This window comes from Pseudomonas sp. CMR5c (assembly GCF_003850545.1).
GTDB classification, from domain to species: Bacteria; Pseudomonadota; Gammaproteobacteria; order Pseudomonadales; family Pseudomonadaceae; genus Aquipseudomonas; species Aquipseudomonas piscis.
The window spans coordinates 6,014,456-6,038,369 of sequence record NZ_CP027705.1 but is presented as its reverse complement, the minus strand read 5'-3'; the positions used below and the strand labels follow the sequence as shown (position 1 = coordinate 6,038,369).

20 protein-coding genes are annotated in these 23,914 nt (G+C 59.9%); 9 read left to right on the top strand and 11 right to left on the bottom strand.

The window, feature by feature from the left end; genetic code table 11:
* Positions 1-83 precede the first annotated feature (83 nt).
* From dxs to C4K40_RS27855, 3 genes are all read right to left on the bottom strand, one after another.
* A complete protein-coding gene (dxs, locus tag C4K40_RS27865; protein ID WP_022641262.1) occupies positions 84-1,985 on the bottom strand; it encodes a 1-deoxy-D-xylulose-5-phosphate synthase in 1,902 nt (633 codons plus the stop codon).
* Positions 1,986-2,097: 112 nt separating this feature from the next.
* Positions 2,098-2,985 (bottom strand): (2E,6E)-farnesyl diphosphate synthase, encoded by an 888-nt coding sequence (gene ispA, locus C4K40_RS27860; protein ID WP_053134874.1) that lies wholly within the window; start codon positions 2,983-2,985, stop codon positions 2,098-2,100.
* Positions 2,982-3,224, bottom strand: a complete 243-nt coding sequence (locus C4K40_RS27855; RefSeq protein WP_022641260.1) for an exodeoxyribonuclease VII small subunit — start codon at positions 3,222-3,224, stop codon at positions 2,982-2,984. Before C4K40_RS27855 ends, ispA begins: the two co-directional genes overlap by 4 nt.
* A 446-nt stretch (positions 3,225-3,670) precedes the next feature.
* Between C4K40_RS27855 and C4K40_RS27850 the strand changes: the two genes are divergently transcribed.
* The 7 genes from C4K40_RS27850 to nirK all read left to right on the top strand — a co-directional run bounded on the left by C4K40_RS27850 (position 3,671) and on the right by nirK (position 15,089).
* The gene (locus C4K40_RS27850) at positions 3,671-4,462 is read left to right on the top strand and encodes a YfaP family protein (RefSeq protein ID WP_053134870.1); all 792 of its coding nucleotides are present in this window, start codon (positions 3,671-3,673) and stop codon (positions 4,460-4,462) included.
* A gap of 37 nt (positions 4,463-4,499) precedes the next feature.
* On the top strand, positions 4,500-6,212 hold the full coding sequence (locus C4K40_RS27845) for a DUF2138 domain-containing protein (protein WP_022641258.1): 1,713 nt from the start codon (positions 4,500-4,502) through the stop codon (positions 6,210-6,212).
* Positions 6,197-6,856, top strand: coding sequence for a DUF1175 domain-containing protein (locus tag C4K40_RS27840; RefSeq protein ID WP_031320602.1), 660 nt, complete (start codon positions 6,197-6,199; stop codon positions 6,854-6,856). Before C4K40_RS27845 ends, C4K40_RS27840 begins: the two co-directional genes overlap by 16 nt.
* Positions 6,853-11,430 carry an alpha-2-macroglobulin gene (locus C4K40_RS27835; protein WP_083456945.1) on the top strand — a complete coding sequence of 1,526 codons (4,578 nt, stop codon included), beginning with the start codon at positions 6,853-6,855 and terminating at the stop codon, positions 11,428-11,430. The genes C4K40_RS27840 and C4K40_RS27835 overlap by 4 nt, the downstream gene beginning before the upstream one ends.
* Before the next feature lies 1 nt (position 11,431).
* Positions 11,432-13,075, top strand: coding sequence for a DUF2300 domain-containing protein (locus tag C4K40_RS27830; protein WP_022641255.1), 1,644 nt, complete (start codon positions 11,432-11,434; stop codon positions 13,073-13,075).
* Between the two features lie 3 nt (positions 13,076-13,078).
* Positions 13,079-13,894 carry a YfaP family protein gene (locus C4K40_RS27825; protein WP_053134865.1) on the top strand — a complete coding sequence of 272 codons (816 nt, stop codon included), beginning with the start codon at positions 13,079-13,081 and terminating at the stop codon, positions 13,892-13,894.
* A gap of 103 nt (positions 13,895-13,997) precedes the next feature.
* Positions 13,998-15,089 (top strand): copper-containing nitrite reductase, encoded by a 1,092-nt coding sequence (nirK, locus tag C4K40_RS27820; protein ID WP_053134863.1) that lies wholly within the window; start codon positions 13,998-14,000, stop codon positions 15,087-15,089.
* 60 nt (positions 15,090-15,149) lie between these two features.
* Here nirK and C4K40_RS31755 read toward each other — a convergent pair whose 3' ends face one another.
* A complete protein-coding gene (locus tag C4K40_RS31755) occupies positions 15,150-15,464 on the bottom strand; it encodes a hypothetical protein (protein WP_172681669.1) in 315 nt (104 codons plus the stop codon).
* Positions 15,465-15,486: 22 nt separating this feature from the next.
* Between C4K40_RS31755 and C4K40_RS31750 the strand changes: the two genes are divergently transcribed.
* Complete coding sequence (locus tag C4K40_RS31750; RefSeq protein ID WP_172681668.1) at positions 15,487-16,176, top strand: hypothetical protein; 690 nt, start codon at positions 15,487-15,489, stop codon at positions 16,174-16,176.
* A gap of 170 nt (positions 16,177-16,346) precedes the next feature.
* On the opposite strand, the gene C4K40_RS27810 is transcribed toward C4K40_RS31750, so the two are convergent.
* From C4K40_RS27810 to gmd, 6 genes are all read right to left on the bottom strand, one after another.
* Positions 16,347-16,796, bottom strand: a complete 450-nt coding sequence (locus C4K40_RS27810; RefSeq protein ID WP_053134861.1) for a DUF3828 domain-containing protein — start codon at positions 16,794-16,796, stop codon at positions 16,347-16,349.
* A 10-nt stretch (positions 16,797-16,806) separates the two neighbouring features.
* Positions 16,807-17,178, bottom strand: a complete 372-nt coding sequence (locus tag C4K40_RS27805) for a hypothetical protein (protein ID WP_031320599.1) — start codon at positions 17,176-17,178, stop codon at positions 16,807-16,809.
* Positions 17,179-17,435: 257 nt separating this feature from the next.
* The gene (locus C4K40_RS27800; RefSeq protein WP_083456944.1) at positions 17,436-18,548 is read right to left on the bottom strand and encodes a glycosyltransferase family 4 protein; all 1,113 of its coding nucleotides are present in this window, start codon (positions 18,546-18,548) and stop codon (positions 17,436-17,438) included.
* Between the two features lie 19 nt (positions 18,549-18,567).
* Positions 18,568-19,311: a glycosyltransferase family 2 protein gene (locus C4K40_RS27795; RefSeq protein ID WP_053134858.1), complete on the bottom strand. Its 744-nt coding sequence runs from the start codon at positions 19,309-19,311 to the stop codon at positions 18,568-18,570.
* Positions 19,312-19,315: 4 nt separating this feature from the next.
* On the bottom strand, positions 19,316-20,248 hold the full coding sequence (locus tag C4K40_RS27790) for a GDP-L-fucose synthase (protein WP_053134855.1): 933 nt from the start codon (positions 20,246-20,248) through the stop codon (positions 19,316-19,318).
* A gap of 7 nt (positions 20,249-20,255) precedes the next feature.
* Complete coding sequence (gene gmd / locus C4K40_RS27785) at positions 20,256-21,341, bottom strand: GDP-mannose 4,6-dehydratase (RefSeq protein WP_053134963.1); 1,086 nt, start codon at positions 21,339-21,341, stop codon at positions 20,256-20,258.
* An 11-nt stretch (positions 21,342-21,352) separates the two neighbouring features.
* On the opposite strand from gmd, the gene C4K40_RS27780 reads away from it, so the two are divergent.
* Positions 21,353-21,583 (top strand): hypothetical protein, encoded by a 231-nt coding sequence (locus tag C4K40_RS27780; RefSeq protein ID WP_053134852.1) that lies wholly within the window; start codon positions 21,353-21,355, stop codon positions 21,581-21,583.
* Here C4K40_RS27780 and C4K40_RS27775 read toward each other — a convergent pair.
* On the bottom strand, positions 21,571-23,889 hold the full coding sequence (locus tag C4K40_RS27775; protein WP_083456942.1) for a methyltransferase domain-containing protein: 2,319 nt from the start codon (positions 23,887-23,889) through the stop codon (positions 21,571-21,573). The genes C4K40_RS27780 and C4K40_RS27775 overlap by 13 nt on opposite strands.
* Between the last annotated feature and the right edge of the window lie 25 nt (positions 23,890-23,914).

Genomic DNA, 23,914 nt, shown 5'->3' with positions numbered 1-23,914 from the left:
GGTTCGGCCGCAGGAGGTGATGGGCCGTGGATGGGGAGAAGCTGGCGCCCGCGTGGCGGGCGCTCAGCATGGGGCGCTACAGCTTACGCCAGGCCCAGCAGTTGCAGGCGTTGGCGGATCGAGGCTTCGATGCCGGCTTCGTCGAGGCCGCACTCGGCGAGCATCTGCGCCGGCTTGGCATGCTCGACGTAGGTGTCCGGCAGGCCCAGGTGCAGGACCTGCTTGAGCAAGCCTTCCTGGGCCAGGAACTCGCTGACCGCACTGCCAGCGCCGCCCATGATGGCGTTTTCCTCGATGGTCACCAGCAGCTCGTGGTTACCGGCGATCTCGCGCACCAGGGCTTCGTCCAGCGGCTTGACGAAGCGCATGTCGACCACCGTGGCGTCGAGCCTCTCGGCCACTTTCAACGCTTCGGCCATTTGCACGCCGAATACCAGCAGCGCTACTTGCTTGCCCTGGCGACGGACCAGGCCCTTGCCGATCTCGATCGGTTCCAGGTCCTTGTCGATCGGCGCATTGGGGCCGGTGCCGCGTGGGTAGCGCACCGCTGCCGGACCGTTGTACAGGTGGCCGGTGCTGAGCATCTTGCGCAGTTCGTTCTCGTCGCTCGGGGTCATCACCACCATGCCGGGAATGCAGCGCAGGTAGGATAAATCGAAGCTGCCGGCGTGGGTCGGGCCGTCTTCGCCCACCAGGCCGGCGCGGTCGATGGCGAACAGGACGTCGAGGTTCTGCACCGCGACGTCATGCACCAGCTGGTCGTAGCCGCGCTGCAGGAAGGTCGAGTAGATCGCCACCACCGGCTTGGCGCCTTCGCAGGCCATGCCGGCCGCCAGGGTCACCGCGTGCTGCTCGGCAATCGCCACGTCGAAGTAGCGCAGCGGGAAGCGTTCGCTGAAGGTCACCAGGTCCGAGCCTTCCTTCATGGCCGGAGTGATGCCCACCAGGCGCGAATCGGCGGCTGCCATGTCGCACAGCCATTCGCCGAACACGCCGGAATACTTCGGTCCGCCGGCTTTCTTCGGCGCACTGGCCGGAGCGTCCAGGGGCTCGAGCTTGGTGATGGCGTGGTAGCCGATGGGGTCGACTTCTGCCGGAGCGAAGCCCTTGCCCTTCTTGGTCACCACGTGCAGGAACTGCGGGCCCTTGAGGTCGCGCATGTTGCGCAGGGTGGCGATCAGGGTCGGCAGGTCGTGGCCGTCGATCGGGCCGATGTAGTTCCAGCCCAGCTCTTCGAACAAGGTGCCGGGGACCAGCATGCCCTTGGCGTACTCTTCGGTGCGGCGGGCGATTTCCCAGGCGCCGGGCAGGCGCGACAGCACTTTCTTGCTGCCTTCGCGCATGCTGGCGTAGGTGCGGCTGGAGAGGATCTTGGCCAGGTAGTTGGACAGGCCGCCGACATTGCGCGAGATCGACATGTCGTTGTCGTTGAGGATCACCAGCATGTTGGCGTCCACTTCCGGCGCGTGGTTCAGGGCCTCGAAGGCCATGCCCGCGGTCAGGGCACCGTCGCCGATCACCGCGATGGCCTTGCGCTCGCTGTTCTGCAGGCGAGCGGCGATGGCCATGCCCAGGGCGGCGCTGATGGAGGTGCTGGAGTGGCCGACGCCGAAGGTGTCGTATTCGCTCTCCGAACGCCGGGGGAAGGCCGCGAGGCCGTCTTTCTGGCGCAAGGTGCCCATCTGTTCGCGGCGACCGGTGAGGATCTTGTGTGGATACGCCTGGTGGCCCACGTCCCATACCAGCCGGTCGTCCGGGGTATCGAAGACGTAGTGCAGGGCGATGGTCAGCTCGATGACGCCGAGGCCGGCACCGAAATGCCCACCGGTCTGGCCGACCGAATAGAGCAGTTCCAGGCGCAATTCATCGGCCAGGGTTTCCAGCTCGGCTTCGCCTAACCGGCGCAGGCCGTCCGGCGTCTGGGCACGATCGAGCAGCGGTGTGCTCGGGCGTTTGCGGGGAATCTCATGAAACGTCGTGGGCATCAGGCGAATCGTTATAGGTGTAGAAAGAGGCGGCAGTTTACCTTATGCATCGCAAGCTGCCCACGCAGAGCACCGAACTTGGCCGATATGCGGTCCTGTGAACCGCCGTCGGTCAGTTGCGGCGCGCGACGATATACCGGGCCAGTTCGCGCAAGGGTTCGGCTGCTGCGTCAAACGGCCGCAGTGCATGCAGCGCCTGGTCACGCAGTTCCATGGCATAGGCCTTGGCGGCTTCCAGGCCCAGCAATGCCGGGTAGGTCGGCTTGTCCCGGGCAATGTCGGCGCCCTGGCGCTTGCCCAGGGTCGCGGTATCGCTCTCGACGTCGAGAATGTCGTCCTGGACCTGGAATGCCAGGCCAATAGCCTGGGCATAGGCTTGCAAGGCCTTGAGTTCGTCTTTCTCGGCAAGACCGCTGGCCAGGGCGCCCAGGATGACGCTGGCCTCGATCAGGGCGCCGGTCTTGTGCCGGTGCATGTATTCCAGGGCCTTCTGGTCGAGCTTGAGCCCCACCGAGCCCAGGTCGATGGCCTGGCCGCCGACCATGCCCGCCGGGCCTGCGGCCTGGGCCAGGGTCGTGACCATGCGCAGGCGGATCTCGGCGTTGGCGTCGCTCAGGCGCGGGTCCAGCAGGGCACTGAAGGCCAGGCTCTGTAGGCCGTCGCCGGCGAGGATCGCGCAGGCTTCATCGAAAGCCTTGTGGGTAGTGGGCTGGCCGCGACGCAGATCGTCATCGTCCATGGCTGGCAGGTCGTCGTGCACCAGGGAGTAGGCGTGGATCAGCTCCACCGCGCAGGCCGCGCCGTTGGCCTGTTCCGGCTTGCCGCCCAGGGCTTCGCAGGCGGCGTAGGCCAGCAGTGGGCGGACGCGCTTGCCGCCATTCATCACGCTGTAGCGCATGGCCTCATAGAGGCGGGCCAACTCGGGGCTGGGGGCGTTGAACAGCGACTGTAGCGCCGCGTCGACGCGGGCCTGGCTGCTGGCCTGGTAGGTGGCGATCATTCTGGCTGTTCCGCATCGAAGGGCTGTTCCGCCAGCTCGCCATCGCGCTCCAGCAGTACCTGTACCTTCTGTTCGGCCTGGGCCAGGGCCGCCTGGCAATCACGGGTCAGGCCGATACCCTGTTCGAAGGCGGTCAACGAGTCTTCCAGCGACAGCTCGCCGTTCTCCAGACGCTCGACCAGGGTTTGCAGGTCGGCGAGGGATTGTTCGAAATCTAAGGCAGCTTTTTTGCGGGCCATGGCGGCTATCCCGGGTGACGTTAAACCGGCGCGACACTAGCAGACAGCGGGTTTTCGGGCAAATGAGAAGCGCCCGCTGAAGCTCTGGATCGCCAGTGCGCGTGCCATCAAAATCCGCCGGGGATCATCTGCGTTAAACCTTGATGAAACTTGTTGGCGGTGGCGCAACGGCAGCATAGACAGCAATGAGCGGGAGGGGCGCAGGACCTGCGGAATTGCTCCTGGCCTGCGGGCGGTGATATCACCGTAATGGCACGAACGGCGCGGCCTCCAGGCCGATGCCTACTCCCTCGCAAAATCCCTTTTCCCCAATTGTGCAACACACGGCAAATCGATAATCTGCGCCCTTTCAACGCCCTATTATCGTCGGGCGACCTTCCGAATGTTTCGCAGCCGCGCCGAGGATCTGGCGCCAGGGTTTTCCCATGCATGGCAGGACGCAATACATGCGCGCTCTATCCTTCCTCTTGTTGACCCTGCTGGTGTCCGCTGGTGCACGGGCCGAACCTTCGGCCGAATTGCAGGAGCCCCTGGGCGGCTGGCGCTACTCCGGCTTGCTCGACCGCACCGAACAGGACCGCGTGGCCTACCCGACACCGCCCATCGATCGTGGCATCCAGCGCAACCGCACCATGATCGAAGGCCAGCTCAAGGCCATTGGTCATTTGCGCCAGCCCCACAGCCTGTCGGTCAACGGTAACCCGCTCAATCTCTACACCGACGAACAAGGGCGCTTCGGCCGGCCCTACGCCTTCGGTGCCGGTTCCAACAGCGTCGAAGTGCGCAGCTCCGAGGGCAAGTCGCTCAAGCGCGTGCAGTTCTACGAGTCCAACCCGAACAAGACCCCGCCGCGTATCCGCGTGGTGCTCGGCTGGGACGATCCCAAGGCCGAGCTGGACATGCATATCATCACGCCCGACGGCCAGCATGCGTTCTTCGGCCATCCGGGCCTGACCAATGGCGGCGGCCTGGACCCGGACGGGGTCGACGGCCCGGGGCCGGAGATGTTCACCATGACCGCGCCGCTGCGCGGTACCTACCTGATCTACGTCAACTACTGGGGCAACTTAGGCAGTGGCGGCTACAACTTCGATGAACGCAGCAACCAGAACGAAGTGATCACCTCGCAGATCAACCTGATCCTTAACGAAAACACCGTCGATGAGAAACGCGAGACCTTCATCGTGCCCATGCGGGCCATCGGCGACCTGTTGCTGGTCAAGTCTTTCAACTATTGAACATCCCGCACCACGGATGAATTGGGCTTTGTGAATCATGAGCGAAAACACAGCATCCCCGGCGGCCGGCGTCCCCGGTAGCGAACAACCCGGCAGCCAGCGGCGCTGGCCGGCCCTGGTCATGGGCCTGTGCCTGGCGGCGGCCGTCGCCACCGGCGTGGGCTGCAAGCCCAAGACCTCGGTGGCCGAGCTGCCCGGCGACAAGCTGGGCCTGAGCCGCCCCGATGGCTTGCTGGAGACCCACTCCCTGGCGCAGTTGCCCAAGGACTTGCTGGCGGTGCCGTTCCTGCGTGAAACCCTGACCGAGGACTTCGTCTTCTATTACCAGACCCATGCCGACCGCCTGGGCCTGATCGGCAGCCTGCGGCGGATCATCTACGAGCATGACCTGAAGCTGCAGGACAACCTGATCGAGCAACTGCTCGACCAGCCGGCGGACATCGCCCTGTGGCGCGGCGTCGATGGCCGGCTCAAGGACTTCCTGCTGGTGATGGACCGTGGCGGCCTGGCCAAGCTGCTCGAGCCCCTGGCCAAGGCTGCCCTGGATGACAGCCAGTTGAGCAAGCTGGCCGAGCTCAAGGTCGGCGGCGATGCGGTAACCCTGTATCAGCTGAATTTCAACGCCAACAAGTCCCTGGCCTTCGCCTCCTTCGGCGACAAGCTGGTGGTGCTGTCCAATCCGACCCAGCTGTATGACCTGGCCTCTGGCGTCAGCGACGTGCACGGAGCGGTCTCCACCAAGGCCCTGGAAGCGCTGCTCAACGGCGACAAGCTGTTCCCCGAGGCCTTTGGCCTGGAGGCGCGCAAACCCGAGGTGCAGCAGCGCCTGGCGGTCAACTCCAGCGTCCTGGCCATGGGTTACCAGCGCTTCATCCCCAACTTCGCCGGCCTGCGCTTCGACATGGACGACAAGGGCTGGCACAGCTACCTGGCCATGGAAGAACAAGAGGACCAGCCGGACTTCGACTTCAAGCCGATCTGGCAGGCCATGCCCATGGGCGCCAGCGCCTGCGTGGCGCTGCCCCTGGCGGCGCAGCAGCAGAAGCCGCTGCTGGTCAAGCTCGGCGCCGAGGAGTCGGTGGCCCAGGCCCTGACCGAACACATGTCCGGCAGCGCCGGGCTCTGCTGGTACGCCGACTCGCGGCTGTACACGCCGCTGCTGGTGGCCAGCCTCAAGGACAAGGACAGCGCCAAGCTCGACGCCGACCTGGGCAAGTTGTTCGGCTCCATGGTGGGTTCCCGCGAGAGCAAGGTGGCGCAGCGGATCTTCCCGGTGGTCGAGCAGCAGGACGGCAACGTGCACCAGTGGCAGCGCCAGGTCAGCTCGAACTTCGGGCCGTATCCGGCCAAGCAGGCCAAGGACCCGCAGGCCATTACCGGCCGCGCCTTCATGCAGGTCAGCCTGGCCCGCCATGGTTCGACCCTGGTGTTCTCCCTGGATGACAAGCTGGTGGGCAAGGCCCTGGGCACCCTGGACAAGCGCTTCCCACCCCTGGCCGACGTGGCGCCGAAGAACGCCATGATGCCGATCTACCTGGGACCGCAGTCCCTGGCCCAACTGATCCAGCAGGAAACCTTCGACAGCCTGCCCCAGGACATGGAGCCGGTGTTCAACAACGCCGCGCAGACCTACCTGGTGCCGAAGCTGCGCACCCTCGGTGGTTATGGCAAGTACGCCCTGACCCTGCCTGAGGGCAGCGAGCCCAACGGCCATTGGCAGTGGCTGCCGCTGCAATGGCAAGCGCTGTGAGAGCCTTGCGCCACGGCTTGAGCAGCCTTGGCCTGCTGGCCCTGTTGCTCAGCAGCGCAGTGGGCGCGACCACGGCCGCGCCGCTGGACGTGCAGCAGTCCCAGGTGTTTCGCGCCTGGTTCGTGCGCATCGCCCAGGAGCAGCTGAGCCAGGGCCCGAGCCCGCGCTGGTATCAGCAGGACTGCGCGGGGCTGGTGCGTTTCGCCGCCAATGAAGCACTCAAGACCCATGACAGCAAATGGCTGCGGGCCAATGGTTTGTCCAATCGCTACCTGCCCCCGGAGCTGCAACTGAGCGAAGGCCAGCGCGCCCTGGCCCAGCAGTGGCAGCAGGGCGGCGGCAAGGTCGGCCCCTACGTCAATGCGATCAAGCTGATCCAGTTCAACAGCCATCTGGTGAGCCGCGACCTGGGCCAGGCGCGCCCCGGCGACCTGCTGTTCTTCGACCAGGGCGACGACCAGCACTTGATGATCTGGATGGGCCGCAACATCGCCTATCACACCGGCACCACCACCCCCACCGATAACGGCATGCGCTCGGCCAGCGTGCAGCAACTGATGACATGGAAGGACACCCGATGGATACCCGACCCCGCCAACCCCAACTTCATCGGCATCTATCGGCTGAACTTCCTCACCCAATGAGCGAATCGCGTATGTCCCGTTTTCTGTTCCGCTTGACCCTGGCCTTGACCCTGGTGGCCCCCGTGGCCCTGGTCAACGCCGAAGACTCCGTGCCCGCCAGCGATTACGCGGCGGTCGCCGGGGAGAGTTTCTTCCTGCTGTCCGACAGCAGTTTTGCCAGCGACGAGCAGGCCATGGTGCGCCTCGAGGCGCCGGGGCGTGATTACCGGCGCTTTCGCATGGAACCCTATGGCGGCGCGGATATCCGGGTCTACCGGATCAACCAGCCGCTGGACTTCCTCAAGCGCCAGAAAAACCTGCACCGAGTGGTCAGCGATGGCCAGTTCAAGGGCGAGGGGCTGTCCAACACCCTGGCCTACCTGTGGGACAACTGGTATCGCAAGTCGCGCCGGGTGATGCAGCGCGCCTTCTCCTATGAGTCGCGCAAGCAGGTAACCGAAGAGGTTCCGGAGCTGAAGGTCGGCAACTCGTTGCTGGCACCGACACCCTATGACGCCCAGCCGCAGTTCGGCCTGGTCCCGGGCTTGCCGCTGGTGACCCAGTTCCGCTACCCGCTGTGGCAGGCCAAGCCGATCCAGCCGCCAGCCGGGGTCAACCTGGCCGGCTCCTCCAGTGACTTCATCAACGTCGCACCGGGCAACGTCTACATTCCCCTGGGGCAGTTGAAGCCAGGCCTTTACCTGGTCGAAGCCCTGGTGGGCAAGTACCGCGCCACCACCATGGTGTTCGTCTCCAATACCGTGGCGGTGAGCAAGGTCGCCGGTGACGAGCTGCTGGTCTGGGCGGCGGGCAAGCACGAAGGCAACTCGGCACCCAAGGTCAACGTGCTGTGGACCGACGGCCTGGGCGTGATGAACAGCGGTGCCACCGATGAGCAGGGCCTGGTGCGCTTGAAACACGTCAGCCCCGAGCGCTCCTATGTGATCGGCGAGGACCAGGAAGGCGGCGTGTTCGTCTCCGAGAACTTCTACTACGACAGTGAAATCTACGACACCAAGCTCTATGCCTTCACCGATCGGCCGCTGTACCGCCCGGGCGACTGGGTCTCGCTGAAGGTCGTCGGGCGTGAGTTCAAGAATGCCCGGGACTCGGTGCTGCCCGGTGCCGGTACGGTGAATGTCAGCATATTGGATGCTGCGGGCACCGCCCTGCAGAACCTGACCCTGAACCTGGATTCCAAGTCCGGCACCCAGGGGCGTTTCCAGCTCCCGGAAAATGCCCTGGCGGGCGGTTATGAACTGCGCCTGCGCTACAAGGACCAGGTCTACAGCAGCGCCTTTCGCGTAGCCGAGTACATCAAGCCGCACTTCGAGATCGCCCTGAGCCTGGCCAAGCCGGACTTCAAGACCGGCGAGGCGGTGAAGGGCAACCTGGTACTGCTCTATCCCGATGGCAAGCCGGTGGCCAACGCACGCCTGCAACTGAGCCTGCGGTCCCAGCAGCTGTCTATGGTGGACAACGAGTTGCAGTACATGGGCCAGTTCCCGGTGGAACTGACCAGCACCGAGCTGACCACCGATTCCAAGGGCAGTGCCAGCCTCGACCTGCCGGCGGCGGACAAGCCCAGCCGCTACATGCTCACCGTATTCGCCAGTGACGGCGCGGCCTATCGGGTCAAGACCACCAAGGAAATCCTCATCGAGCGTGGCGCCGCGAGCTTCAGCCTCAGCGCCCCGCAACGCTTCAGCGCGGTGGGCGACAAGGTGCAGTTCAGCTACGCCAACCAGAACACCAGCGAGCAGAGCAAGAGCGTCTTGCCCAGCCGCTACAGCTGGGTGCGCATGGAAGACCAGAGCACTGGCGAAGGCAAGCTGGCCGCCGGCGACAGCGGTTTTGTCCTGGCCTTCGAACGTCCCGGTACCTACAACCTGACCCTGCGCGATGAGCATGACCGGGTCGTGGGCGGCACCAGCCATTCGGTCACCGGCGAAGGGGTCAAGGCCGTGCCGGGTACCGTGGAGATCGTCCTCGACAAGCCCGAGTACAAAGCTGGCGACGAAGCCCTGGCGCTGATCACCTTCCCCGAGCCGATCAACGATGCGCTGCTGTCGCTGGAGCGTGACAAGGTCGAGGCCACCGCCTTGCTGTCCCAGGGGGGCGATTGGCTGAAAGTGGAAAAACTCAGCCCGACCCAGTACCGCGCCCGGGTGCAGGTCAAGGACAGCTTCGCGCCGAACCTGACCTTCTCCGTGCTCTACACCAAGGGTGGCGAATACAGCTTCCAGAACGCCGGGATCAAGGTGCTGACGCCGCAGATCGATGTGGCCATCCAGACCGACAAGGAAAAATACCAGCCGGGTGACACCGTCACCGTGGACCTGTCCACGCAGTTCGCCGGCAAGCCGGTACCGGCCCACCTGACGGTCAGCGTGGTGGACGAGATGGTCTATGCCCTGCAGCCGGAAGTGGCGCCGAGCATCGACCAGTTCTTCTACCATCCGCGGCGCAACAACGTGCGCACCAGCGCCAGCCTGTCGTTCATCAGCTATGACGTAGCCCTGCCGGGCAGCCCGACGGCGCCAGGCAAGGCCAACCGTAGCGAGCGTGGGGTCAAGGTGCTGGAGCGTCCGCGTCGTGAAGACGTCGACACCGCTGCCTGGCAGCCGGAGTTGGTCACCGACGGCAGCGGCAAGGCGCGCTTCACCTTCCGCATGCCTGACTCGCTGACTCGCTGGCGCATCACCGCCCGGGCCATCGCCGAGGATGGCCAGGTTGGCCAGAAGAAGCAGTTCGTGCGGTCCGAGAAGGCCCTGTACCTGAAGTGGAGCGGCCCGACCCGCTTCCGCAGCGGCGACAAGCCGGACCTTGGGGTCTTTGCGTTCAACCAGTCCGAGCAGCCGGTCAAGGCAGAACTGGTGGTGCATTACGCCGGTGAGTCCCAGCGCTTGCCGTTGACCCTCAACAGCGGCATCAACTATGTGGCCCTGCCGGCCATCGCTCCGGGCAATGGCGAGTGGAGCGCCGAGCTGGTGCAGGGCGGCAAGACCATGGACACCCTGGCCGTGCGCCTGGCCAGCAACGGAGCTGGCTGGCAGACCGTGCAGACCCAGAGCCTGGACGTGGTCACCAACAGCACGCCACTGGGCTTGCCGGCCGATGCCGGGGAGATTCGCCTGCGCCTGGATGACAGCCCGCAAGCGCTGTTCCGCGCCGCCCTGGATGACCTGTTGGAATACCCCTACGGTGGTGTCGAGCAGACCGCCAGCCAGCTGTTGCCGCTGAGCGTCGCCTATCCGGCCCTGGCCAGCAATCCGCAGGTGCGTGATCGCTTGCGCCTGATGATGCAGAACAGTCGCTTGCGCCTGGTGCACATGGCCGGGCCGGAAGCGGCATTCACCTGGTGGGGCGAGGACGCCGATCCGGATGCCTTCCTCACCGCCTACGCCTATTACGCCGACTGGAACGCCAGCAAGGTGATGGACCTGAACCTGCCGCCGGAGCATTGGCAGCGAGTGCTTGAGGTCTATGCCAAGCAGGCCGGCAATACGCCGTTGCTGCAACGTGCGCTGATCCTGTCCTTCGCCCGCGAGATGAAGCTGCCGATCAATACCCTGGTCAGCGGCCTGATGGACGACCTGGCCAAGGCCGGCTCGGGACCGCAAGCCAGCATGCAGGACGACAGCGGCGACAGCCTGGTGATGGACAGCCCGGATTCGGCCCTGGGCCTGGCCAGTGCCCGGGTGCTGGCTGCGGCCCTGGCGCGGGACGCCAAGGTCACGCCACCGCCGGCGTTCGTCGCCCAGCTGGAAGCGGCGCAACAGCAGATGGAAATCAGCTCGCAGCCCTTCGCCCAGGCCTTGAGCCTGTCGCTCAAGCCGTTCGACCAGGGCGCGACGCGCGCCTTGCTGCAACGGCTGCTGCCGTCGCAGTCGACCCTGGAGCGGGCCCTGGCCCTGACCTGGCTGCAACGTAGCGTGGCCCAGTCGGCGCCGGCTACGAACCTCAACCCGGGGCAAGGCTGGCAACAGCGCCAGGGCGCCAGCGGCGAAAGCTACTGGCAATGGCAAGGCCCGCAGGTTCCTGCGGTGCTGACCCTGGACTCGGTGCCGGAGCGCCCGCTACGGGCCTCGGTGAGCTACCTGAGCAAGCAGGAAGCCGGCACGCCGGCACCGGTGAATATCACTCGCCGCCTGCTACGCCTGGTACCGGGGGATGAAGCCTTCACCTTCAAGCTGGAGCCGGTGGGCAACAAGCCGATCGCCAGCGACGGCCTGTACCTGGATGAAGTGATCATCGCCAACGAAGGCAAGCGCCCGCTGCTGTACGGCATGCTGGATGTGCCGTTGCCGCCGGGCGCCGATGTCGAGCGCACCACCTGGGGTATCAAGCTGGCCGGTCCTGCGGGTAGTGAAGCCGCATCGCTGGAGAAGGCCCGTGCCGAACCGGGGCAGATGAGCTACCGCGTGCCGCTGGATGCGCTGAACGACAGCAGCGAAGTGCGCCTGCGCCATCTGGTCCGCTTCTCCCAGAAGGGCCAGTTCAACTTGCCGCCGGCACGTTTCTACCAGGTCTATGCACCTGAGCATCAGGCCCAGGAGCGTACTCCGGCCTTGGGCCAGGTTTCGGTCAAGTAACATGCTGCGACGTTGGACCTGGCTGTGTTTGTGTTTGCTTCCTGGGCTGGCGACGGCCCAGGACGAACCTCTGCGCCTGGCCTGGAAAACCGCACCGGACAGCGAGCTGGTGAGCCTCTCCAGGACCCAGGTGCTGGCCCGCGAGCCGTTGCCCGAGGACTTGCAAGCGCCCCTGGGCAGCGTCTGGAAACTCTTCGTCTACGCCTGGCTGGCGGACACTGGCGCCCAGGAACCGGCCTATGCCTGCCAGGGCAAGTCCAAGGAAGAGGTGTACTGCTGCACGGTCGGTAACAGCATCGCCCGTGACCAGGCTCTGGTGCGTTCCTGCGGCCTGTACTTCGAGCCTGCGCGCCTCAAGGTGTCGGCCAGTGACTGGCGCAGTTACTGGCAGGCGCGCCAGGCCCCGGGCTGGCTGCAGGATCTGCAGCAGCTGCAGCCACAGACTCGGGTTCCGGTGGCTGAACTGCTGCAAGTCCTGGCCAGCTTGCCGGCCCGGGATACCGCGCGCCGGGTATTGCTGGACGTGGTACTCAACGCCGGTGATGGCACGGTGGTGGGGGCGCTCGGTGGGCGGCTGCGGGTCAAGACCTGGAGTTGGCTGGCCGAGCGCGATCCGCAATCGCGCCAGGGCGGTTTCGCCGGTTGGCTGACGGACGGCACGCCGTTGTGGGTCGGTGGCCGCGGCACTAGCCAGCGGGTCCTCAAGGAGCATGCCCAGGCCCTGGATCAGTTGTTGCCGGTCAACATGCCGCTGGACAAGGGCCGCTGCGTCGAGGTCAGCCTGTTTTCCCGCTATCCGCTCAAGGGCGTCAGCCAGAATGGCCAACCTGCCAGGCCCGGTGCCCTGCAAGGGGATTACCGCGTGGCGTTCGCCAATGGCAACCAGTTGGATATCCACAGCGCTGGCGAGTTGTTCCTGCAGCAGGAAGGGGCCGCGCAACGTTTGGTGGCGCGCCTGGATCGCGAAGAATACGTGGCCCGGGTGCTGCAACGCGAAGCCAGCAGCGAGCCACGGGAGGCGGCCAAGGCCCTGGCCGTGGCGATCCGTACCTACCTGTTGCAGAACGCCGCTCGCAGCGGCGAGTGCCTGAGCATCGACGACAGCAGCAGCCGCCAGCGAGTCGCGCCGCGTCCGGCCACTGCCGAGGCCCGGGCCATTGCCGCCTGGACTGGCGACCTGGTGCTGGCTGGAACCCAGGTCACCTATCACTCCGATCTGCAGGCGCCAGACAAGTTGTCCTGGCAACAGGCGGTGGAGCAGGCCGGTTCAGGCCAGCGCTACGACGCTATCCTGCTGCACGCCTATCCGCGTGCCAGCCTCAGCCGTTGGGACAATCCGGTGGCCTCCTGCGAACCCCTGCCGGCGGCCCAGGACTGGCTGCTGAAACAACGGCGGCGCTGGCGCCAGCCGCTGGAGCAGGAGGTCGGTTACAACGAAGTCAGTCAATTCGCGGTGTGCCGCCTGGGCTTCGGCCGGCCTTACGTCGATCGCGAGCGACAACGCATCTACGTACGTGGCGTGCTGTCCCTGCAGGACCGCCTCGACCTGACCCACGAATACCTGCACCTGGCCTTCGAAGCCCATCCCAATGGCCAGGATGAAAACTACATCGAAGGGCTCGCCCGTCATCTCTTACTGGAATAGGTCATGAAATTTCCTGCTTCCCCGGTGCTCCTGTTCCTTTGTGGAATGTTCAGCCTGCCTGTGGCCCTGGCCGACAGCGGCATCCAGCTCGACACTCCCAAAGGTGGTTGGCGTACCCGCGCCGACGACGGCGAACAGTATCGCCAGAGCGTCAACTACCCGGCTTCTTCGGTTAACACTCCACAAGGCCAGACCGATACTGCGCGCATCCGTGGGCAGATCAAGGGGGCGCCCAAGTCTTCGCAGCCGGGCAAGCTGATCGTCAATGGCGTCAGCATGCCGCTCAAGGTGGACGAAGACGGCGGCTTCGACCGGCCCTATTCGTTCCCCAACGGCAGTAACAGCGTCGAGGTGCGCAGCCCCGACGGCCAGCAGCGCAAGCGTGTGCAGTTCCTCAACACCGGCGGTGGCGTCACGCCGCCCAAGCTGCGGGTGCTGTTGTCCTGGGACAGCGACAACACCGACCTGGACCTGCACCTGGTGACTCCGGATGGCGCCCATATCTGGTACGGCGATCGAGTGGCTCCCAATGGCGCGGCCCTGGACGTCGATGTGACCACCGGCTACGGGCCGGAGATCTTCTCCATGCCGGTACCGCTCAAGGGCCAGTACCTGGTGTATGTGAACTACTACGGTGGCGGCTATCGCACTGACGACGACGGTGACGGCGGCCAGGATAACGCCGTGCAGCCCCTGACCACCGCCCAGGTCACGGTGATCACCGAGGAAGGCACGCCGGACGAGAAGAGCGAGTCGTTCATCGTGCCGATGCGCGCCCCTGGCGAACTGACCCTGGTGCGCAGCTTCAGTTATCCGTGATCTGCGCCGGTCAACGGCTCATGGGTTTATTGCCCTGAGACAATACCGGCGCCTGGCGTTTGCCTTGCAATGAATCACCATTCGTCGGCAAGGAAACGCAAGCATGGGTGCTATTCAATCGTGGTTGAAGTGGTGTGTGGTAGCTGGCGGTTGGGCTTCTGGCCTGGCGTTGGCAGCGGGTGCGGACGGTCTGCAACGGGTCAAGGTGGAGTTGGTGACGCCGCCCCAGGTGCATGCTCACGAGCAGGTGGTCAGCGGACCGCCCAAGGTGATGCAGTTCCACATGCGCGTCGAAGAGAAAAAGATGGTGGTGGATGACCAGGGCACCACGCTGCAAGCCATGACTTTCAATGGCTCCATGCCCGGCCCGACCCTGGTGGTGCACGAGGGCGACTACGTCGAGCTGACCCTGAGCAACCCGGCCAGCAACAGCATGCCCCATAACATCGATTTCCACGCGGCCACTGGCGCCCTGGGTGGTGCGGCGCTGACCCAGGTGACCCCGGGCCAGGAGGTGGTATTGCGCTTCAAGGCCGATCGCAGTGGCACCTTCGTCTACCACTGCGCTCCTTCGGGCATGGTGCCGTGGCATGTGGTTTCCGGCATGAGTGGCACCCTTATGGTGCTGCCGCGCGATGGCCTGAAAGACCCGGCTGGCAAGCCCCTGCATTACGACCGGGCCTATACCATCGGCGAGTTCGACCTCTACATTCCCAAGGACAAGGACGGGCATTACAAGGATTATCCGAACCTGGCCTCCAGCTACCCGGATACCCACGCGGTGATGCGCACCCTGACTCCGAGCCACGTGGTGTTCAACGGTCGGGTCGGCGCCCTGACCGGAGCCAACGCGCTGACCGCCAAGGTCGGCGAAAGCGTGCTGTTCATTCACTCGCAAGCCAATCGCGACAGCCGCCCGCATCTGATCGGCGGCCACGGCGACTGGGTCTGGACCACCGGCAAGTTCGCCAACGCCCCGCAACGCAACCTGGAAACCTGGTTCATCCCCGGTGGCTCGGCCCTGGCGGCGCTCTACACCTTCAAGCAGCCGGGCACCTATGTGTACCTCAGCCACAACCTGATCGAGGCCATGGATCTGGGGGCTCTGGCGCAGGTCAAGGTGGAGGGACAGTGGGATGACGACCTGATGACCCAGGTCAAGGCGCCGGGACCGATAGCGCCGGGCAAGCAATAGTTCTGGACGGGTGCTGCGCCGCAGGTTGAAGCCATGGACCCGCGGCGCCGTGGACAATGCTCAGAGGTTGAGGATGAACTTCAGATAGCCCGGATACACTTGGCGCCAGTCGTCCTGGAAGCTGTGGCCCTGATCGTGTTCGTGGCTCTGCAACTGATTGCCAGGCTCCAGGGCCTGTTGCGTGGCGACTGTGAGCTTCTGATTGCTTTCGTGCTCCTTGGCGCCATGGACGATGACGATGCGCTTGTCCCGAGCTTTGGATTCGCCAAAGGGAATCCGGTAGCCGCCGGGTGACAACAATAGTGCGCCGCTGTACTGCTGTGGGTACTCGGCGATCAGGTGCGAGGCATGCTCGGCCCCCTGGGAGAAGCCCATCAGGGCAATTCGCGAGCGATCGATGCTCCAGCTTCTTCAGGGCCGCACTGACGGCCTCCTGAGTCGGTGCCACCGACTTTTGCTGCCACATGAATTGATGCTCATCGCGCTTGAGGGTGCCATTGATACCCACCAGAACCGCTTTTTCCCCCAGCAGGTCGGTACGCATATCGAGGTCGTTGCTGCCTTCGGTACCGAACCCCGACAACCAGACCAGCACTGGCCAGCCTGCGGCCGGCGCCTTGCCCTGGGGAATGCTGAAGGCCGCGAGGCCCGCATCCCTGGCCTTGGCCGGGTAGTTCTTCTCGGCGGCTTGCAGCAGCTTCTTGTAGGCTGGGTCTTGCTGAAGGCCTTGCAGTTCGTCGTCCTCCTTGAGGATCACCAACTGCCAGAAGCCGCGCTCGCGGGCCTGGTCGAGGTATTGGGCGGCGCGCTTGTTCTTGTCCATGGCGGCCAGGCTGCCGGCGGCCTGGTAGGAGGCGAAGGCATTCTTCGGGTCGAGACGAGCGGCGGTCAGGTAGTAAGCCAGGGCGCCGGCATAGTTGTCGTGCTGGCTTTTTTCATTGTCCCCGGCTTCGATGAAGTCTTCGGGACTGGCATCGTCCAGGTACAGGTTGGCCATACCCGCCAGGCCCTGCCAACGGCCCTTGGCAACGTCTTCCGATGCTTGCGCATGGGCGCCGATACTGGTCAGGCTGAGGATGGAGAATAATGAGAGAAACGACAGTGGCAGGCGTACTGCAGCCGGCAACGACATGACTGGAAGTCCTTTTTCAGAGAGGAACGCCCCGGGAGCGGGCCCGGGGCGGCGCGCAGATTAGCACGCCGTCCGATCTGTCTCGATCTTTGGCAAGAGCAGCCGACTTGGCATCGGCTACAGGCTCAGTCGCTTTGATCGGCAGTGGAGATCACTTCGTCGATCTTCCAGCAGCCCTTGTCCTTGACCATGCGCACATCGACGATCTGGGTGGTGTCCGGCGTGTTGCCCAAGGTCACTTGTTCCTTGGCGCTGGAGCCCTGGATCTGCGGTTCGCTGACCTGGATCTGGGTCAGCCATTCATCCATGTAGTCCTGGGCCTTGAGGAAGTAGTCCTCTTCCAGGCCGTCGGGACTTGCCATCTGTTTCTTGATCTTGGCGATCAGCGATTCCGAGACGTACTTCTTCATCTCGGGGGCGTTGTCGGTCAGCGGATCCTTGTCCTGGCTGTAGGTTTGCAGGTACCAGCTGTAGAACGCCTGGGTCGCAGGTTTGGGCGAACTCGCGCAATCGGCCAGGGCCAGCGGCTGGTGCAGGGCAATGGCCGCCAGCAGCGAGCAGAAGAGCATTCTCATGGGGAACCCCTTACGGATGACGGTAGATTTTGTATTCAGGCTTCTGTACCCGATAGGAGTGCCCCGGGTAGAAGCCGTGCATCTGCTTGAAGTCTGACACCCAAAGCTTGCCGTTGAACATCGCCATGTGGCCGTGAGGATGGCCGGGGATGGGTTGGATGATCACCACGTCGCCAGCTTGCGGTGCCTGGCCGGTAGGTTGTTCGACGAACCCAGCCGCGGTCAGAGAGGGGCCGAAGTCCTTGGCCGAATGCTTCCTGTGCAGGATGACGCCGCCACCGCCGGCTTCGATGGCCTGCCGGGTGTAGGCCGCACAACGCCCGGTGCTGCCAGCGTGGGCGTGAGAGTTCAAGTGACTGATGGCGGTTTCTTTATTCCACATTCCTTGTCATCCGAGAGTCCTGGAAAGCGGCGATTTTATTCTTGCTGCGAGTGTCCCTGAAATGCTGGCCAAGTGCCTTGTAATGGCGCTTTGGGTGGTGGTTCACAGTTACTGCATCGGACTGTATGGCGAAGCAACATTCAAGCTGTCGCCGTCGGCTTTCTTGGAGGTTTAGGGGCGTCGTTCAGACGCTGATGGCCTTCAACTTATACCGTCGCGAGGCAATGACGAAACCAGTATCAGATCCTTGGTGGTGATTAGGCTTCGGCAAGTTTGTGATAAAGACAGACATAGTCGTTAACCATCTTTTCTGCCGTGAAGTGCTTCCAGTAACGTTCTTCGGCTCTTCGACCGAGCGTGGCTGCCTCCTTAGGATTGTCCCAAAGATAACGCATGGCTTGGCGTAACGCGTCAGGATCACTAGGGGGAATAACTAAGCCTGTTTCATTGGCTATATTTATAAATGTAGTTCCGGTCCCTATCTCGCTGGAAATCATCGGCTTTCCAAACATGGCGCCTTCCAGTAATGAAATGCCAAAAGCCTCTGAGCGCAAATGTGAAGGGAAAACTACGGCATAGCAAAGTTCAAGAAGAGCTACCTTGTCTTCATCGGAAAGTTGGCCTAGAAAATATATATTTTGCAATCCGAGACTTGCTGCCTGTTCCTTTATCTGATTTTCTATCGGTCCAGCACCCACTATTACTATTGGATAGTCCGTTCCATGTGCAGCCTCCATCAGGATGTGCAGGCCTTTGTAGTAACGGATCATGCCGACGAACAGAAAAAATTTGCCTCCAAGCTTTTTTCGCCAAAATTCCAGGCGTTCAACCTCCGGTGTTGGGTAGCTAGATTTATCTAGTCCGATAGGTATGACTTTGACCTTGTCGGTATACATGTTTAACACTGAGCTGGTGGCGAGATAATTTGGCGAGGTGGCTACGATACAGTTCATGCTGTTAAGGAACAGTTTTTGTATCGGGCGATAGATTTTAAGTAGATGTTTTTGACGTACGATATCCGAGTGATAGGTCACCACAGTAGGTTTTTTAATCCGCATCGTTAAATGCAGTAAGTCCATAAATGGCCACGGGAAGTGGAAATGGATGACGTCTGCCTCTTTGGCGAGCTGTGCAAACCGCAAAAAGGCGGAAGCAGAGAAACCTGTTGAAGCAATTTGGAAGTCGAGTCTTGCCCTATGCGAAAGATAGCCATCGAGCTCTATTGTTCTCGGCGCTTTTTCGGATGTGAGTGAGAGGACATCCGTTTGAACCCCAAGCCGGCTGGCCCCTCTGGCGATTTGACTGATAACCTGTTCGACACCCCCCACTGAATCCGGGAAGGATGTCTTATAAAAATGAAGAACTCTCATACCAGTTCGGACCTTTAAACTAACCGACAATTGACTTGAACCACACGGCATAGGGCTGGGCTAACCACCACTTTAATGGCAAGCTTCCATGGTATTTAAGTACCACGGCCATCGCTTCCTGATAATGCCGTCTTCTCAATGTCTTAGTTTTAGTCGCTTCATGCTCACGGTTTACAGCCACGTAGTCATCTACAAACTGCATAGCTCCTAATTGCTTGTATAACCTCCACCATAAATCATAGTCCATTGCCATATGCAGCTTTCCATCAACCCCGCCCACTGCTTCCCAAGCAGCACGACGAATCAGGGTTGCGGGCTGAGATATAATGCAGCGCAAGGCCAGCCGATTCTCCCGGAAGGGTTCCACCCAAACCGGAGTGCGCTTTCCGCTTTTATGAATGACATTCCAGGCACGACCATAAACTGCCGGTACATCTTCAGAGGCCTGTAACTCCTTAAGCAGAGTCGCTAATCCATTCGGGAGGAACCAGTCATCACTATTTAACCAGCAAACATAGGGAGCTGTCCCTTGGGAAATACCCTCATTGATTGCTGCGGCCTGGCCGTCGTCACGATGACTGCGCCATCCGCTTAGGCGGTGCTCCCATTTGTGAATGATTTCGATGGAGTTATCACTCGAGCCACCATCTAGCACAAAAACCTCAACAGGTACATCCTGCTGAAAGATAGACGAAAGAGCATCATCAAGGAACTGTCCTTGATTGTAGGAAGGCACTGCAATGGTAATCAAAGGAGCAGGCACAGAGTTACTCCGCAACGTGGGACAAAAAGTCTTTGTACGCATGGGCGATGCCATCTTGCAGTGAAGTTTTTGCGCTCCAGCCTAGATTGTGCATTCGGTCTATATTTAAAAGCTTTCTTGGGGTTCCGTCTGGCTTGTCGTTGTCGAAGATGATATCTCCCTCAAAGCCGACGACCTGCATTACGATCTTGGTCAGCTCATGAATTGTTATATCCTTGCCTGTTCCGATATTAAATAGACCGGAATTGATTGAGTTTTCCATGAGGAAGACGCTAGCGTCAGCCAGATCGTCAACAAAGAGAAATTCACGCTTGGATTTTCCCGTGCCCCAAACAATTAGTTGCTTTCTATCATTGATCTTCGCTTCATGAGCTTTTCGGATCAAGGCCGGCAATACGTGACTGTTGTTCAGATCATAGTTGTCGTTAGGGCCATAGAGATTCGTTGGCATAATGGAAACATATTTTGTGTCATATTGCTGATTGTAGCTCTCGCAAAGTTTAAGTCCTGCAATTTTTGCGACAGCATAAGGCTCATTGGTCTGCTCTAGGGGGCCTGTAAGCAAATAGTCCTCTAGTATCGGCTGAGGGCACTCACGCGGGTAAATGCAACTTGAACCAAGATATAGCAGGTGTTGAACACCAGCCTTCCAGGCGGAATGTATAACATTCGCCTGGATCATCAAATTCTGGTAGATGAATTCAGCACCATAAACCTGGTTGGCATGAATGCCACCAACTTTCCCAGCAGCAAGGAAAATATAGTCTGGTTTTTCAAGCTGCATGAATTCATCTACAGCAAGTTGATTGGTCAGGTCTAGTTCAGCATGAGTGCGAAACAGCAGATTGACGTAGCCTTCCGCATGAAGTCGCCGCTTGATGGCTGAACCTACCATGCCTTGATGGCCGGCGATATATATTTTGGAGGCTTTGTCCATTGCTTATTTACTCGTGGCGATTGTAAGCAGAGTATCCATGCTTAGTCACCAGGGCATCTCGCTCTGCTGTTTTCATGTCTTCACGCATCATTTCGGAAACCAATTCACGGAAGCTAATCTTAGGTTCCCAGTTGAGAGTTTTTCTTGCTTTAGAGGCATCGCCAAGAAGTGTTTCTACTTCAGTTGGACGGAAGTATCGAGGGTCAATGGATACGATGCACTTACCTTGCGCGTCGTAACCTTTCTCATCGACACCTTCACCTTTCCAATTAATATCAATACCGATCTCTTTTGCCGCCAGTTCGACGAACTCGCGCACGCTATATTGAACTCCGGTGGCGATCACGAAATCTTCTGGCTTATCTTGCTGCAACATCAACCACTGCATCTCTACATAGTCTTTCGCGTGGCCCCAGTCACGTTTCGCATCAATGTTGCCCAGGTACAAGCAGTCTTGCAGCCCCAGTTTGATTCGGGCCAGCGCGCGAGTTATCTTCCGAGTTACGAATGTTTCACCACGAATAGGGCTTTCGTGGTTGAACAGAATGCCGTTGCAGGCATACATTCCGTAAGCTTCACGGTAGTTGACAGTGATCCAATATGCATAAAGCTTGGCGACCGCGTAAGGCGATCGTGGATAGAAGGGTGTAGTCTCTTTCTGAGGGATTTCCTGGACCAATCCATACAGTTCGGACGTGGATGCTTGATAAAAGCGAGTTTTCTTTTCCAGTCCAAGAATCCGGATGGCTTCTAAGATTCGCAGTGCCCCCAAGGCATCCGAGTTGGCAGTATATTCGGGCTCTTCAAAGGAAACCGCTACGTGTGACTGGGCGGCGAGGTTGTAGATTTCGTCCGGTTGTACCTGCTGAATTATCCGGATCAGGCTGGAAGAATCGGTCATGTCACCGTAGTGAAGGATAAAGCGCTGGTCTGGCTCATGCGGGTCTTGATAAAGATGGTCAATACGATCGGTATTGATCAGGGAGCTACGGCGCTTTATTCCGTGGACTTCATAGTCTTTACTCAAAAGAAGCTCGGCCAGATAAGCTCCGTCTTGACCTGTTACACCAGTGATTAAAGCTACTTTTTTCATGATCTGCACTTATGTTGATGGATGTTTTCAGTGTTTTGATTACTTTTGATATTGCCTGGCACGTGGCCCTGAGTAGAGGCAGTGATAAGAAAATTCAATTTTTGCATTTAAAGCGGGCTTCAGTTGCAGGGAGCCAGCACTTAAGTTTTACGTTAATGAACGTTCTTGTCCTGCCTGGAGCTTTGGAGCTCATAAATGACGATGGCCATCGTTTTGAGCTCCTCGGCGGCTATTCCTCGTGAGTTTTCAAAAGGTTTTCCAGTCTTTCTGTTCGTTCGATCAGCGCTTGGCGTGTGTCCACCAGGTCTGCTGTTCGATCAACCAGTTCACTGTTGGCTTGCTCTAGCAGCCTAGTACGCTCAATCAGCGTCTGACGAGTGTCGATCAAGTCGCGATTAAGCTCTGCAAGTTCATTCTTGGTTTTTTCAAGAAGCCGAGTACGCTCAATCAACGTTTGACGAACTGTAGATAGTTGATTGTTGACGCTTCTATATTCAGTTTGGAGGCAGCTCTCCAATGATTGATAGCTCAGGCCATAGCCAAGATTCAGTAAATACAGGCCATTCGCGCATCTTGCAATGTTGTCCCAGGAAACAGTGTACTCGCGGACTCCATCACCGTTATTGAAGCGATTTGGGTAGTCTTGCTCGATAAATATTTCTTCAGGCGAAGCTTCAAGCAGGGTTTGGCCAAAAGAAATACCGTTCGCCCAGCTCTGCCGCGCTTCATCGATTTTTCCAAGCGAGTAGGAAATTTTACCTGCTTGGTAAAAAGACTCGGTGATTTTAGTAGCTAAGTGAATGCCAAACTCATGGATATCAAGTTCAGCGCATGCAGCAAAGGCATCTCTTGCTTCTTCCAGGCAGCCAATGGCTTGAAGCAATTTTCCTTTGACCATCAGAAGTGAAACTTTCCAGCGTACGCTCATATGATCCTTACAAGCTTGTGCTGTAAGGTGATCAATCTTTACGAGGGTCTCATGTATAATAGCAGTGTTTTCGATGTTAGATTCAAGAAGAGAATAAGCCTTTACGCAGAGTGCGGCAGCATAATCATTGGATGACGAGGGCATGGTGTGAATTACCTGCTCAGCAAGTGCCACCAGTGCCTTTGTATTTTTTAGGCGGTAACTGACATTGACCATGGCGTAAACGAGCCATGGACTTTCGAAATATTCTGAGTAACGAATAGACGGATGCCCGGAACCGGCGATATTTGAAAAAACGCGCTCTTCATAATGTTGACTGGACTCAAGCGGCGACTTCATTGCTGTCATCAGCCACCATTCGCAGTCCATTGGTGACTCATCGGATAGCGTCACCTGCTTGAGTGATCGATCACGGCGCTCCCAGACACAACCTTGCCCTCCAACTTTCACTTGGCTGGCAGTCTGCGCATAAGCGTCTTCCAGCAAAAAGCTGGCAGTCAGCTCGGATGTCAGCCGCTTCCAATCATAGACATGAAGATGGAAAGGATTCGGGTCGGTTCCGGTTTCATCACTCCAGTCGTTGGGAACGCTGACAATGACCCTGCCGCCGGGGGTAAGGACTCGATAGAATTCCTGAAGCAATTCCCTTGGCTTTTCAACATGCTCCAAAGTTTCAAACGAGATGACGATGTCGAAGGAGCCATCCTCATATTGCGATAGGGCCTCCGGGAGCATGCCGACCAGATATTCCGCTCTGTCTCCTTTGAAAGGGAAAGACTTCTTCGCGTAATCGATAGCATATTCACTGCCGTCAATACCGGTGACCGATGCTGCTTCGGTCAGATGGCGAACGATATGTCCACCGTAACCAAGTCCACATGCAGCATCCAGCACGCGATCACCTGGTTTAATGTAATTACACGCCCATTGATAGCGAATGATGTGAGCGTCTGAACGTTCTCCGGTGTCACGTGTCATGTCCATATGCAGACCACGCTCTGCATTTAGAGACTCCAACGGATAGTCGTTCAGTGCTATAGGAGGAATCTTTTCCAACAGGATATAGATTTGCCAACCGTCGCTATTAAGCGCTTCATATTCATTCAGGCGGTAATAATTAGGATGCTTTCTGAACCCGGCTGCAAAGCATGTGGATTCCCACCATGCTCGCCCTTCGACTGTTAAGTGCCAATGCCCGTCTCTATCTTGGGTGGTTGCCAGTTGCAAAAATACATATCTGCCAGCGACCCTGAAGATCTCGCTGAGTGCCTGGGGGACGTCTTCCTTGGCCAGGTGTTCCATACAATCTGTCGAGACGATGGTATGGAACGCATCGTCATTGAAAGGAAGGTCAAGGATCGAGCCATGCAGGAAACGTCCCGGCAATCTTTCATTACAGCGTTCAACCACTACAGCACTGACATCAAGGCCTTTCGCATCTACGCCTCGGCGCAGGAGAGCGCCGACCAGATGACCTTCGCCTGATCCAAGGTCAAGCACGCTGCCGAGACCGCACGTATCGACAATATGGTCTGCTACGACCTCAACGTCACCACTGGATTCACCGATTCTATCGGCTCGTGACCAATAGTCGTCATACTCAGCTCTATAATCAGTCATCAATAAGCCTTCTGACTTTTCAGTG

Bases quoted from the DNA above. Each gene is read 5' to 3' on its own strand.
- gmd (WP_053134963.1), bottom strand. From the start codon at position 21,341: ATGAAAAAAGTAGCTTTAATCACTGGTGTAACAGGTCAAGACGGAGCT.
- C4K40_RS31755 (WP_172681669.1), bottom strand. From the start codon at position 15,464: ATGGGCTTCTCCCAGGGGGCCGAGCATGCCTCGCACCTGATCGCCGAG.
- C4K40_RS27835 (WP_083456945.1), top strand. From the start codon at position 6,853: ATGAGCGAATCGCGTATGTCCCGTTTTCTGTTCCGCTTGACCCTGGCC.
- C4K40_RS27800 (WP_083456944.1), bottom strand. From the start codon at position 18,548: ATGAGAGTTCTTCATTTTTATAAGACATCCTTCCCGGATTCAGTGGGG.
- C4K40_RS27850 (WP_053134870.1), top strand. From the start codon at position 3,671: ATGCGCGCTCTATCCTTCCTCTTGTTGACCCTGCTGGTGTCCGCTGGT.
- C4K40_RS27780 (WP_053134852.1), top strand. From the start codon at position 21,353: ATGTTGATGGATGTTTTCAGTGTTTTGATTACTTTTGATATTGCCTGG.
- C4K40_RS27830 (WP_022641255.1), top strand. From the start codon at position 11,432: ATGCTGCGACGTTGGACCTGGCTGTGTTTGTGTTTGCTTCCTGGGCTG.
- C4K40_RS27845 (WP_022641258.1), top strand. From the start codon at position 4,500: ATGAGCGAAAACACAGCATCCCCGGCGGCCGGCGTCCCCGGTAGCGAA.
- C4K40_RS27775 (WP_083456942.1), bottom strand. From the start codon at position 23,889: ATGACTGATTATAGAGCTGAGTATGACGACTATTGGTCACGAGCCGAT.
- C4K40_RS27825 (WP_053134865.1), top strand. From the start codon at position 13,079: ATGAAATTTCCTGCTTCCCCGGTGCTCCTGTTCCTTTGTGGAATGTTC.
- C4K40_RS27840 (WP_031320602.1), top strand. From the start codon at position 6,197: ATGGCAAGCGCTGTGAGAGCCTTGCGCCACGGCTTGAGCAGCCTTGGC.
- C4K40_RS27855 (WP_022641260.1), bottom strand. From the start codon at position 3,224: ATGGCCCGCAAAAAAGCTGCCTTAGATTTCGAACAATCCCTCGCCGAC.
- C4K40_RS27810 (WP_053134861.1), bottom strand. From the start codon at position 16,796: ATGAGAATGCTCTTCTGCTCGCTGCTGGCGGCCATTGCCCTGCACCAG.
- dxs (WP_022641262.1), bottom strand. From the start codon at position 1,985: ATGCCCACGACGTTTCATGAGATTCCCCGCAAACGCCCGAGCACACCG.
- ispA (WP_053134874.1), bottom strand. From the start codon at position 2,985: ATGATCGCCACCTACCAGGCCAGCAGCCAGGCCCGCGTCGACGCGGCG.
- C4K40_RS31750 (WP_172681668.1), top strand. From the start codon at position 15,487: ATGCTCCAGCTTCTTCAGGGCCGCACTGACGGCCTCCTGAGTCGGTGC.
- C4K40_RS27805 (WP_031320599.1), bottom strand. From the start codon at position 17,178: ATGTGGAATAAAGAAACCGCCATCAGTCACTTGAACTCTCACGCCCAC.
- nirK (WP_053134863.1), top strand. From the start codon at position 13,998: ATGGGTGCTATTCAATCGTGGTTGAAGTGGTGTGTGGTAGCTGGCGGT.
- C4K40_RS27790 (WP_053134855.1), bottom strand. From the start codon at position 20,248: ATGGACAAAGCCTCCAAAATATATATCGCCGGCCATCAAGGCATGGTA.